Consider the following 13,239-nt stretch of genomic DNA (forward strand, 5'->3'; position numbering starts at 1 on the left):
ATAGCCCTTTTTCAAAAGGTTTTCCCCTCAATAACGATCACAAATGTTCTGTACAGATACCCGCCTTATGATGCCGGGCTTGGGATCGTTTTATTAACCCTTGTACTCGGTGCCGTAGTAGCAAGCCTTGTAGATCTCCTTCAGCTCTTCGATGAGAGGATATCTGGGGTTAGCGCCTGTGCACTGATCGTCGAAAGCGTCCTCTGCCATCTTATCGAGAGTAGCAAGGAAGTCTTCCTCGGATATGCCGTACTCGGCTATGGTCTTCTTGCAGCCTACGCGCTCTTTCAGTTCTTCTACCTTATCGCAGAGCATCTTGAAGCAAGCCTTGTCGTCCTTGCCGAACAGACCCAGCGAACGTGCAACATCAGCGTACTTTTCAAGAGTCTTGGGATACTCATACTGAGAGAATGTGCCCATCTTGGTGGGAACAGGGTTAGCATTGAACTTCATGACATTGGTTATTACCAGTGCGCAGCATATACCGTGAGGCAGGTGGTGGTATGCACCAAGCTTATGCGCGAGGGAGTGACCTATGCCAAGGAATGCGTTCGCAAATGCCATACCTGCCATGGTAGCAGCGTGTGCCATCTTCTCTCTTGCCTTGTATGCAGTCTGTCCGTTGTCTACGCACTCGGGCAGATTCTCAAATGTTATTTTCAGTGACTGCAGCGCGATGCCGTCGGTGAAATCGGTAGCCATTACGGATGCCAGAGCTTCAAGGTCATGTACCATGCAGTCCAGACCGGAAGCAGCTGTCAGACCCTTAGGTGCGCTCATCATCAGGTCGGTATCAACGATAGCCATGTTAGGCAGCAGAGCATAGTCTGCCAGAGGATACTTGTGACCTGTCTTTTCATCGGTGATAACTGCGAAAGGTGTGACCTCGGAACCTGTACCGGAAGAAGTAGGTATGCAAATGAAGTAAGCCTTTTCGCCCATCTTCGGGAAGGTGTATACTCTCTTGCGGATATCTATGAAACGCATAGCCATATCCATGAAGTCAGCCTCGGGGTGCTCATACATTACCCACATGATCTTTGCAGCGTCCATAGCGGAACCGCCGCCGATAGCGATAATGGTGTCAGGCTCGAATGCACGTATAGCCTTTACGCCTTCAAGTGCGCAGCCCAGAGAAGGATCGGGAGCAACATCGAAGAATACATTGTGAGCGATACCCATCTGATCCAGCTTGTCGGTTATAGGCTTGGTATAGCCGTTCTTGTACAGGAACTGGTCTGTTACGATGAATGCCTTCTTCTTGCCCATTACGTTTTTCAGCTCATCAAGGGCAACAGGCAGACAGCCTTTCTTGAAGTATACCTTTTCGGGTGCTCTGAACCACAGCATATTCTCTCTCCTCTCAACAACTGTCTTTACATTCAGCAGGTGCTTAACACCAACGTTCTCACTGACGGAGTTTCCGCCCCATGAGCCGCAGCCCAGTGTCAGGGAAGGTGCAAAATTGAAGTTGTAGAGGTCACCTATACCGCCCAGTGAAGACGGTGTATTCACGATAAGACGGCTGGTCTTGAGTCTTTCTGCAAATTTCAGAAGCTTCTCGCGCTCGTTGACATTATCTATCCACAGTACCGAGGTATGGCCGAGTCCGCCGTTATTCTCCAGCAGAGTTTCTGCCTTATCCAGTGCATCATCGAAATTATCAGCCTTGTACATACCGAGAACGGTAGTCAGCTTTTCATGGCCGAAAGCCTCTTCACGATCGGTGCTTGTAGCCTCGCCTATCAGCACCTTAACATCCTCGGGAACTTCAAAACCGCAGAGCTTAGCGATAGTAACAGGTCTCTGACCAACGATCTTGGCATTAAGGCTGCCGTTGATTATCATGGTGTGTCTGACCTTGTCAGCCTCTTCATCGTTAAGGAAATAACAGCCGCGAGCTTTCAGCTCAGCCTTGACTTCCTTGTATATCTTCTTGTCAACGATAAGTGTCTGCTCGGTAGCGCATATCATACCGTTATCGAAGGTCTTGGAATGTATAATGGAGCTTACTGCTACCTTGATATCAGCAGAAGCATCTATTATAGCAGATGCGTTGCCCGCGCCGACACCCAGTGCAGGTGTGCCTGAAGAATAAGCACTCTTTACCATTCCGGGGCCGCCTGTTGCAAGTATCAGGTCGGAATCTCTCATTATCTGGTTGGTCATATCCAGTGAGGGAACATCTATCCAACCGATGATATTTTCAGGTGCGCCTGCAGCAACAGCAGCATCAAGCACTATCTTTGCAGCCGCGATGGTGCAGTTCTTTGCACGGGGGTGAGGGCTGATGATTATACCGTTCCTGGTCTTCAGCGAGATAAGTGTCTTGAATATAGCTGTAGAAGTAGGGTTTGTAGTAGGGATTACAGCCGCTATCAGACCGATAGGCTCATAGATCTTTGTTGTGCCGTAAGCCTCGTTAGTTTCAAATACACCACAGGTCTGAACATTCTTGTAAGCATTATAGATATGCTCTGCAGCATAGTTGTTCTTGATGACTTTGTCCTCAACAATACCCATGCCTGTTTCCTCAACAGCCATTTTTGCAAGGGGCAGACGTGCCTTATTGGCAGCAAGTGCAGCAGCCTTGAATATCTTATCGACCTGTTCCTGAGTATAGGTCGCAAACTCAGCCTGCGCAGCTCTTACCTCCTTTATCTTGGCAGAAAGTGCTTCTACGCTGTCCACGAAGATCGGTTCGTTCTTTTTAGCAGTAGTTTTAGCCATGATATTATCCTCCAAACTATTTTATATAGGTTGATCTCTTACACAAAAACAGATTTTTACGGGCGGTCACAACCCTTATCCACCTTTTGATATATTTATTATATCAGTTTGTTATTTTTTTGTCAATCACATTTTATCTTATATTTATGAACTTTTTCTGAATGTTCTGCAAGTCATGTGACCGCTGTTTTGCAGCTCGGAATAATACCACACTATTCCGACTTTGTCCTTCTTTTAACGACTTTTTGTTTTCTCGGCATACTTATTATTTCCCATCTGCACCACATTATCACTGTACAAAAACATTATGAAACCGCTCGTCAGTACTTGTGCTGTTTTGACAAATATCTGAATAACAGATGACAAACCGTTTTTTTAATGATATAATATTTCCGATATTAAAATAATATATAAAGGAGCATCAGAAAATGAAAATCAGAGCGGTCCCCATAATTCTTGCCGTCACTTTGCTGACAGCTTCCTGTGGAAAGTCTGCAGTTACGGACAATAAGCCCACAGATGAAAACAGCAGTACCTCTTCTCCTAAGATCGTAGTGGAGGATGTGCCTTCCTCAGAAGATGTATCCTCAGCAGATACGACCTATGCTGGCAAAAAGAAGAACGATGAAAACAAGTCCGGCAAAGCAGTTGTACATCTCGCCTGTGCAGGCGACAACCTTATCCATGACAACATCTACGCCGAAGCCCTGCAGGATGACGGAAGCTACGATTTTTCAAAGTGCTACGCACCCTGCAAAAAGCTTATAGAGGGTACGGATATATCCATACTCAACCAGGAGACCCTGGTAAACGATGCTTTTGAGCCATCCACATTCCCCATGTTCTCCAGCCCTACCGAGGTAGGTGATGCTGTGGTGGATCTTGGGTTCAATGTGATCTCCATGTCCAACAACCATGTGCTTGATAAGTTCTCAGACGGGCTTATCTCCTCTCTGGACTACTGGGACAAAAAGGGAGTCGTGCATTACGGTGCTTACCGTGATGAAGCAGATTCCGAGAACATAAGGACTATGGAAGTAAACGGTGTTACGTTCGCATTCCTTGGGTACATGGAACACACCAACGGCATATTTCTCGGTGACGGCGATGCAGGAAAGGTAGTATACCTGACCGATGAGGAAACTGTCAGACGCCAGATAGAGGAAGCCGACAAAATGGCTGATGTTGTGGTGGTATCCTGTCACTACGGTACAGAGGTGCTTAATGACCTGAACGATATGCAGCTGGAACTTACTCCAAAGCTTGTTGAATGGGGTGCTGACCTGATAATAGGTACTCAGGCACACGCCCTTTCCACCTGCGGATATCTCGACAAGCCGGACGGCGGTCAGGCTTTCTGCTACTACGGTCTGGGAAATTTCTTCTCCACCATGTTCGACGGCAATAACCCCGACGGTCAGTACGGAAGGTCGATAATCGGCATATTCGGGAAACTTGACGTTGTAAAGGACTACGACAACGGCGGAAAGATAACCTTTGAGAATGTAAAGGCTATCCCCGTGATATCCCGCTACGAAGGCACAAGCTGGGATTCCATGTGGTACAACTGTGCGGTATACCCCTATGGCGATTACACCGATGATATGCTTTCACGCCACATGATGTATCAGCAGGCAGGTGTAAACAGGGATGTTCTTCAGAACTATATAAACTACATTCCCGAGGAATTTCTAGCATACGAATGATATGAATTGCAAAATCTGACTATCACTTTAGTACACCAGCTGAAATGTGGTAAACTTGAGCGTTGTATATCTTTCCTCCGCCTGCGGTGGGGAAAGATATACGCCAAGCACCTAAATTCTGTAAAACCGCTTTTTTGTGATGTGTCAGCGGAATAACCATGTTGCAAAATATCCCCCGAAGCACGTACTTCGAGGGATATTTTCATATCCATATAAACAGGTATCAGTTTGCAAGACCCGATTTCTCGATACCTTCTACGAAGTACCTCTGCAGGAATACATACATTACCAGTATAGGAGTTATGGACAGCAGACAGCCTGCTTCCAGCCATACGATTATCTGACGTACAGATACCGATTGATTGTTGAACAGTTCCTTTATAAGGGTATTATTCAGGTTCTTCAGCATCAGTGCAACAGTATCGTTGTTGGTGAAGAATGAACTTGATACATAGTAGTCGTTCCAGTACCACACGATGGAGAACAGGAAAACTGTCAGGAAGGACTGTTTTGCATTTGGTATCATGATCTTTACATAAGTGTAAAGGGGTGAACAGCCGTCCAGATATGCCGCATCTTCAAGTTCCTTGGGAAGTCCTCTGAAGAACTGACGGAATATGAAGATGAACAGACCGGCTCTTATGCCGTTTGCAAAAAGTGCAGGCAGATACATTGTCCAGGGGCTGTCTATAAGTTTGGTCGCTTTGCCGAGAGTAAGTATCCGGGCAATTATCTTCGGGGGATATGCATACTGCATATACAGCGGTATCGTAGTAATCTGAGGAGGTACGATTATCATCATTACCACCAGACCGAACAGTATCTTCTTGCCCTTGAACTTGAATCTTGCGAAACCGTAGCCTGTCAGCGAGCAGGTGATCACCTGCAGTACGGATGCCACCAGATTAAGGATGATAGTATTGACAAGTGTCTTTTCAAACTTCATTACCTTCCATGATTCCTTTATGTTCTGCATGGTGAAGTTCTTGGGGATCCATATAATAGAGGGATCGTTCATCTGCTCGTTAGGTCTGAACGCTGTTGAAAGCATGAATATCAGCGGATAGAGTATGACAAAACACAGACCGAACAGTATCAGGAATCTGAATACAGGCCATACGGAATTGATAGCCTTCTGTCTTCTGTTGTACTTTATCTGGTCGGGAGTAAGGTATTTTTCAAGACCATCCGCCTTCATTCTTCTCTCACGAGCCTTTTTTGCAGCTCTACGTTCTTTTTCAAACTGCTTTTCTTCTTTTATAGTTGCCACTTCTATCCCCCCTTTATTCTACTTCATAGTAGATGACCTTGTTCAGTATCGCAACTATTATAGCAAGACAGCCTCCTACTATAGCAAAGTATGCCCATGCCATAGCAGCGGAATAGCCGTGCTGCCAGTTGGTAGACTTGTTGAGAACTATGGTCATTACCTTGTTGCCGGGGTCAACGAACGAGTCAACTACTGTATAAACGACGCTTGCGAGTATCATGGGGCTTATGGTAGGCAGTGTTATCTTCCAGAAGAATTCCCATGAAGTAGCACCCTCCATCTGTGCTGCTTCCTTGGAAGCAGGTGAGATGCCCTGGAGTGCAGCCAGTATCAGCAGTATCTGTATACCCGAGTTCCATACCAGATTGAAGATATCTGTTGTCAGCGAATTGATTATATTTGACAGCTTATCGCTGATATTATAGATACCCAGGAAGTTCAGGAGCTGATCAACAAGATTAGCCTCGAACATTGTGCTGAACTGCTCGGAACCACCGGAATAGCCGCCTGTGTTCATGTTACCGTTGATGATATCCATAACAGGACCCGTAGCGATTATAACAGGCAGGAAGAATACTGCTCTTGCAAATGTCCTTCCCCTGAACTTCTGGTTGAGTACCAGTGCTATGAATATCGAGAAAATGATTATCAGAGGAGTTCTCAGCGCGGTGTTTTTAAGCATATCTACCAGCGCCAGAGTATACTCCTGATCCTTACGGAAAGCGTTGACGTAGTTTTTCCAGCCGATATACTTCATATCCATACCGCCGGTAACCGGCTGGGTATCATTGAATGAATAAACCAGCGACATTATCAGGGGTGCTATGAAGAAGTATATCGTACCCAGCGCCCAGAGTCCTATAAAGCCGTAGCCGTAAAGACCCTTCCTCTTTTCATACGAAAGTACGTGTTTTTTCTGATTTGCGGAATTACCGCTCTCGGAAGTCTGAACTGCTTTATTATTCTTTTTGCTCATTATTTCAAACCTCCTTCGATACATTTTTCAATGCTGACGTTGTTTCCGTCAACAGATGCGGTAGCGTTCTTCTTGTCGATCTTTACCACAACATCGTTCTGACCATCCTTGGAGTATGTCGTTGTGAGAACATTTCCGTCCTCGCTGATCTCATACTTGCTTATGGTATAATCCTCAACACCGCTGATCAGATTCTTTGCTGCCTTGTACTGATTTGCCGCAACATCTGTCCAGCCCCTGTAGTTGGTATAGTACAGGTCATTGTACTCGGTATCCTGAAGCACGTCGCTGTCAGCATAGGTGAAGTCGTAATGGATCTGAGAACCGGAAGCCAGTGCCAGCAGGAATGTTTCATCTGTGTTGGAACTCTTGTTTATAGGACTTGAAGCGTAAGGCACATAGCCGTGGATGACCATCTGATAGAATGGTATATCGTAGTCTGTGATAACGTATCCGCTGGATGATACAGGTATGTTGGATACAGTATTCACATACGGCAGTACATAAGCATTAGCCTCATCCGCCATTAGCGAGCCTATCTTACTGCTTGCGTTCTTGTATTCATCTACCAGCAGGTTCATAGTCCTGTTTCTGGAATAGGGATCTTTTCTGGGATAATCGCCTACCAGTCTGGAGGACATATAACCAAATCCGGCTTTATCTATACCCTTCTTCTGATAGCTCTTTACCATTTCCTCAAAGGTCTTTGAATACTTGCTGGGTGAAAGCAGTGCAGGTGCTACGCCCTTCTTTGCTACACCGAACGACAGGCTGTAGGATGACTGTCTTGAATAAGCGTTGGATATTCTTATTGCTGTGCTGGTCAGTGTCCAGTAACCTGCAGATGAACTGTCCATTGTGAAGTTGTTCATCGAAGGATATACCTGAACGCCATCGGTGTTGAGGAACTCGGTGAACTTTTTGTTTCCGCCAAGTGTGCCCGAAGGATTTGCCTTAGTGGATATCTTATCCTTTATAGCTGCATTTGTCCAGTCATTGTAGTTTACCGCGAAGTTGTTTACGCCTTTGCCCTTGAGATCGTCAACTATCTCGCCTGCCTGCTCAAAGCCTGTTATCTCGGTTTTGAGATTGAAGGGCAGACCCAGTATTGAAGTCCTCTTCAGCACGCCGCCGTAAAGATCCATATACAGCTTATTGGTCATACCCTGCTGCTGCTTCAGACCCTTCTCGTTGATAAGGTAGTTTCTGTAAACCTCAGCGCAGTCAGCATAGTTTACTTCACCGCCGTCCTTACCTGTTACGGGATAATAGTGTATACCGAAGCGCTCGGTCTTGATATCGCCCTTCTCAAATACATTCAGCTTGTTGGCAACGCCGCTCATGAAGAATGCATCGGAGGAACGTGTTTCAAACTCGAAATAGCAGCTGTTGTATACCTGCTTGTTCTGACCGCTGACCTGAGCCCTTGCATATACATTGGAATCACCGTCAGTAGCCACTGCAACTATGCCGTTGCTGCCGCTTACCGTGGATATCACCGGCAGATAAGCCTGCTCGGTAACTCTGGGTGCCTGTAAGGGTACCATGGTATAATCTCTGCCATATACCTGCTGAACGTAATCGGGATAATTTCCCTTGCCGTTATTGTAATTAATTACAGCACCGCTGCCGTCGGGTATGATCATATAGCCTTCTGTAGGGTTGCCATCATGATCCACAGCAGGTGCAGCTGCAAAGTAGGGGCAGAGCTGGAGTTTTGTGAGTATCTTTCCGTCTACGGTAGAAGTGTTCTTCTCCTCTATCTCGGAAGTATTGACATAAACGTACAGACTGTCATCACAGAGTTCGTAATGTACCTTCAGCGTAACGCCTTCGGAGTTGTACTTATACTCGATGACCGCACCCTTATCGTTGGTCTTCCACTTTGTTTTTGCCTTGTTGGAATATACAGGTGAAGCTGACTCAGATCTTTTTTCCTGTCTGAGGTCACCGACCTTGATAGCGCAGCTTGAAGCTATCTGCTTTCTCAGACTTGACTTCATCATTACGCCCTTTTCAGGATCGACCACCTGATCCTCGGAGAATACGTTGATAGGAGATGTCCACCAGTAAGTACCGCTCTCCTTTACGTAAAGACCGAGTCTTTCATTCTTTTCGTCACCGTAGAGAATGAAGTTATCGTTCTCGCTGAGCTTTTCTGCCATATCAGCAGCCTGCTCATCACTAATCTTTTCGGGAAGCTCGTCCTCGCTGCCCGTAGTTTCCTCATCGCCGGAAGCTGTTTCTTCAGCGCCAACTGCAGCATCTTCGACCGCGGCAGTATCCTCTTCGGCATCTGCCGAAGTAACAGCCATAGAACCCAGAGGCATCAGCATAGTAAGGCACAATCCAAAGACAATTGCTTTTTTATAACTTTTGTTATGCATTTTAACACCACCGTTTCTATATTTAGCCTCGGATCCTATACGCGATCTCTGTATAGATCTGATAGAAGAATACGTAAACCTGCTGGAACAGTGAGAGCAGAAGTATCGCCAGGAACAGTATCAGCAGCATAGCTATCAGTGTCAGGATCATTGATATGAGCGTTTTGCCGAATGAATACTGATGGCAGGCTCTCATTGCCTGTATCATAAGAACTAACGACCAGCCATAGCCCAGATAGTAGAGGGCGTTCAGCCAGATCGCTTCCTCCTGTACCAGGAAGTTGGAGAGGACCACGCTTATAAGTGTGCAACCGATGAATGGTACCAGAGAATAAGCGGAGTATATGCATATCCTCCTGAATGTGCCCTCGCCTTCCAGCAGTGTGCATATCGACCAGTTGCCGATGCACCAGGTTATGTAGTATACCACCGACTGAACTATCAGGGGGACTACATTGAATACTTTTACATAGTTACCGTTGAACTGAAAGCCGGTCAGCTGTCTTGAAGCGACCATTGCCACGAACAGCATGAATACGATGATCATTGAGATCTTCACCGAACCCTGCTTTTTCCATCTCAGATCTTCAAAACCCTCAACAGGGTGGAAGATACAATGCTTCAGCCAACCTATAGGTGTAAATTCATACATAGTTTATCTTCCCTCCCTCTTTGACTTCTTTTTGAATCTGCCTTTGATGACATAGATGTTTTTCTTGTGAAGCTTGGATACTACTATCATCCATACCACCAGCACTGCCAGTATCGTTACCATAGCAGTGAAGTGCTTCTCGATGAACTCGTTTCTTGCATACTTGAACGCTCTGTCATAGGATCTCTGAGCATAAGCTGTTTCAAAGTAATCCAGAGCCTTCTGGTATTCGCCCTCATTCAGTGCAGCCTTGCCGAGACCCATGTAAGCCATAGGATAACCGCCGTCTCTTGCGATGACGTTCTCCCATACAGGCTTAGCCTCTGAATATCTGCCCTGATCGTAAAGCTCGACAGCCTCATGCATCAGCGTACCGAAGGTAGTTTCCGAATATACGGTAACATCGTTCTTTGAACCGTCAAGCACGTAGATATTTCCGTTATAAGCCTCCAGCGCATTTGGGTTTGAAAAACTTCCGCGCTGGTCGTTGGTGGAGTTCTTTGTACCGAAGATACAAAGCAGATCAGCATTTCTGTCATACTGGAAAACACGTCCGGTGGAGAAATCCAGCACGTTTATCAGACCGTTATCGGATATACATATATCCGTAAGTCTGGTCGAGTATGTCTGGTTCTGTGCAGCATCGTACTCAGATGCCATATCACCGAATATGTAGGTATCACCTGTGGAGTTGTTCCAGATATTGTAGCCTGCGGGGTTCAGCTTCTTTACTGCGTCCGTGGTAGCGTTAGCCGCCTCGGTAACGGTATATATGAAACCGCCGTCGTCTATATCGAAGTTTGCATACTCAACAGGTACGTTTCTCTGCATACCCGAGATCTGCTCGTTTGATGCGAACTTTCTCCAGAGCTTCTGTGCGATAACGGCAGCCGTTACCTCAACTCGGTTTGCACCGAAGTATCCCTGGAACTTGCCGGTCTTTGTGAACTGCACCGCACCCTGGTTTACAGAGGTACAAACTGCGTACACGTTCTCTGCCTTATCAGCAACCACCTTTGAGGGGTTGAAAGTCTCAACGGTATAAAGATCGGTCTCGGGTCTTGTGTATTCCATAACGAGTTCAAGTTCTGTATTGGATTCCACCGAAGCCTTGACCACTCTGGAATTTTCATAGTCTGCAATGTATATGTAAAGCTTGCCGTCCAGTACGCTGCGCTTTACATAAACACCCGAAGGTGCTGCAAAGTTCTTGCCGTCTGAAGCGCCTGTATAAGCGCCTATCAGCTTCAGCTCATCGTCCAGTCTGAGGATACGGTTATTATCGGTATCCGCGATCCAGAACTGTTTGAGTTCAGGTTCAAAGAAAAGATCCTTTGAATTTGCAAGTCTTGCGGATGCCTTTTCACCGATGTACAGCGGATCGGAGGGATCCGCAAGTCTGCTGAGTCCCATATCATATCCTGTAACGGTCTTGTCGATACGGTAAGCGTTCTGCGAAGGTATCGGGTCGCCCCAGGCATCGTATATATAGGACTTGTAGGGTTCTCCTGCGTAAGCATTCAGCGTCATCGACATTGCAGCGACGGCAGCCATTCCTGCGCAGAGAATCTTTTTAAAAGATTTTTTTATTCTCAACACTACTTATCACCTTTTTCCTTTTCTAGTTCTCATGTCGGATACGTATTAATCCTTCATACCGGAATTCGCCATGGTCTCCATAACGTTGCCCTGGGCAACCAGGAATACCAGCAGCGGTGGGATGAGAAGTACAACACTCGAAGCGAAGGTTACGCCCTGACGTGCAAGACCTGCAGCCGATATCTGCTGTACAACAGTAGGTAGTGTTTTGAGTTCTTCCGAATATATCAGAGCGCCGCCCTGCATATTCCATGCACCCTGGAATGCGAAGATTATCAGGGTCATCAGTGCGGGCTTGGAGTTGGGAACAACGATCTGCCAGCATATCCTGAACAGACTTGCGCCGTCCACCTTTGCAGCCTCTACCATAGCGTCATGTATCGTGGACATTGACTGTCTCATCAGGTACAGACCGATAGATGTGGAGATACTTGGGAGTATCAGTGCCCAGTAGGTATCTATCATCCTCAGCTTAGCCATTACCATGAACTGCATTATCCATGTAGCGTTTGAAGCGAACAGCAGTGCAAGTACTATCACCTGGTTGATGAACTTATAACCGGGGAAACGGCACTTTGAAAGCACGAATGCCGCACAGCAGCAAACAAACAGGTTCGCACCGCAGATAACGATGGTTATGAAGAAGCTGTTGAAGATATATCTGGAAAGCGGCACCTGCCATGAGTTAGCCGCAACTCTGAACATATCCGAGAAGTTCCTTCCCGTGGGATTGATAACGTAAAGCTTCGGCGGGAACACGAACAGTTCCTCAACAGGCTTTAACGACTGTATCACCGAGTAGTACAGCGGGAATACCATGAATGCACCCAGAAGCACCAAAAATATGAATATGCAGACATCGCCCGCCCTTGAGCCGTTGATAGGCTTTTTCTTATCAGAGACCTTGAGCTTCTCGATAGACTGCTTCTTTTTCTTTCTTCCAGCCATTTGAAATATTCCCCCCTTTTAGTCAAGATACTTGCCGAGTATCCAGTTGACACCCTTGTTGGCAAGAAGCATCGCAGCGAAGAGTACGAAACATATCGCTGACGAATAGCCCATCTCATAACGTACCCAGCCGTAGTCTGTAGCGTGGTTCATTATGGTATGTGCAGCGTAGTCGGTGGAAGGCAGACCAACGAGGTTCTGACCTACCATACCAACTGTGAACGAAGTGGATATCTGCATAACTGCAGCGAACAGCAGCTGGGGTCCCATGGAAGGGATAGTGATCTTGAAAAGTTCCTGCCATCTGTTCTTGATGCCCTCGATAGCACCTGCCTCGTACATAGACTTGTCTATGTTCTGGAAGCCTGCACGTATCGCAAGGAAGCCTGCGCCCATGGACATCCACAATTGCACGATGATAACTACCGTGAGTATGTACTTGGTATCAGTTATCCACTGTGCAGGGGATTTGAGTATGCCCAGATCCATCAGCACTGCGTTCAGGTAACCGTAGGAGTCACCCGAAAGGATCAGCTGCCAGGTTACATATACCGATGTAGTCATGGAAGGTGCGTAGAATACGAATGTAAAGAATGTTTTCAGGAACGGGTTCATCTCGTTTATCAGCCACGCTATAAGGAAGCTGAGAACGTAGGAGAAAGGTCCTGTGAATATCGCGAATATAAGGGTATTTCTCACCGCGATAAGGAACACAGCGTCATTGACGAACAGTGTGTAGAAATTTGACAGACCCACCCATTTGGGCATCTGTATCATGTTGAAGTTGGTAAAACCCATAGGCAGTGACATTAAAACAGGCACCACCGTAAATGTTATGAAGAATATCATGAAAGGAACGAGCATCAGGTAGCAGCCTTTATTGGCTTTAACCATGTGCCAGGTATAAGCCCCTCTGCCCTGTTTGTTCATAGGGCCTTCTTTTCTCTTAGCCATAACACAACACTCTCCTT

At 46.4% G+C, this 13,239-nt stretch carries 9 protein-coding genes; 1 reads left to right on the forward strand and 8 read right to left on the reverse strand.

Annotation, left to right across the window (positions count from 1 at the left end; genetic code table 11):
* Positions 1-93: 93 nt before the first annotated feature.
* The gene (gene adhE / locus RUMAL_RS16120) at positions 94-2,730 is read right to left on the reverse strand and encodes a bifunctional acetaldehyde-CoA/alcohol dehydrogenase (protein ID WP_013499748.1); all 2,637 of its coding nucleotides are present in this window, start codon (positions 2,728-2,730) and stop codon (positions 94-96) included.
* Between the two features lie 428 nt (positions 2,731-3,158).
* Between adhE and RUMAL_RS16125 the strand changes: the two genes are divergently transcribed.
* The gene (locus tag RUMAL_RS16125) at positions 3,159-4,436 is read left to right on the forward strand and encodes a CapA family protein (protein WP_013499749.1); all 1,278 of its coding nucleotides are present in this window, start codon (positions 3,159-3,161) and stop codon (positions 4,434-4,436) included.
* 223 nt (positions 4,437-4,659) lie between these two features.
* On the opposite strand, the gene RUMAL_RS16130 is transcribed toward RUMAL_RS16125, so the two are convergent.
* From RUMAL_RS16130 to RUMAL_RS16160, 7 genes are read right to left on the reverse strand one after another with little or no spacing between them, the layout of a single operon-like run.
* On the reverse strand, positions 4,660-5,706 hold the full coding sequence (locus RUMAL_RS16130) for a carbohydrate ABC transporter permease (protein WP_013499750.1): 1,047 nt from the start codon (positions 5,704-5,706) through the stop codon (positions 4,660-4,662).
* A gap of 13 nt (positions 5,707-5,719) precedes the next feature.
* Positions 5,720-6,682, reverse strand: a complete 963-nt coding sequence (locus tag RUMAL_RS16135; RefSeq protein WP_013499751.1) for a carbohydrate ABC transporter permease — start codon at positions 6,680-6,682, stop codon at positions 5,720-5,722.
* Complete coding sequence (locus RUMAL_RS16140) at positions 6,682-9,069, reverse strand: DUF5696 domain-containing protein (protein ID WP_013499752.1); 2,388 nt, start codon at positions 9,067-9,069, stop codon at positions 6,682-6,684. Before RUMAL_RS16140 ends, RUMAL_RS16135 begins: the two co-directional genes overlap by 1 nt.
* A 22-nt stretch (positions 9,070-9,091) precedes the next feature.
* Positions 9,092-9,721, reverse strand: a complete 630-nt coding sequence (locus RUMAL_RS16145; protein WP_028504170.1) for a Yip1 family protein — start codon at positions 9,719-9,721, stop codon at positions 9,092-9,094.
* 3 nt (positions 9,722-9,724) lie between these two features.
* Entirely contained in the window at positions 9,725-11,317 is a 1,593-nt protein-coding gene (locus tag RUMAL_RS16150) for a tetratricopeptide repeat protein (RefSeq protein WP_050793298.1), read from the reverse strand.
* Between the two features lie 48 nt (positions 11,318-11,365).
* Positions 11,366-12,268, reverse strand: coding sequence for a carbohydrate ABC transporter permease (locus RUMAL_RS16155; RefSeq protein WP_013499753.1), 903 nt, complete (start codon positions 12,266-12,268; stop codon positions 11,366-11,368).
* 18 nt (positions 12,269-12,286) lie between these two features.
* On the reverse strand, positions 12,287-13,222 hold the full coding sequence (locus tag RUMAL_RS16160) for a carbohydrate ABC transporter permease (protein ID WP_013499754.1): 936 nt from the start codon (positions 13,220-13,222) through the stop codon (positions 12,287-12,289).
* Positions 13,223-13,239 lie beyond the last annotated feature (17 nt).

Source organism: Ruminococcus albus 7 = DSM 20455 (assembly GCF_000179635.2).
GTDB classification, from domain to species: domain Bacteria; phylum Bacillota; class Clostridia; order Oscillospirales; family Ruminococcaceae; genus Hominimerdicola; species Hominimerdicola alba.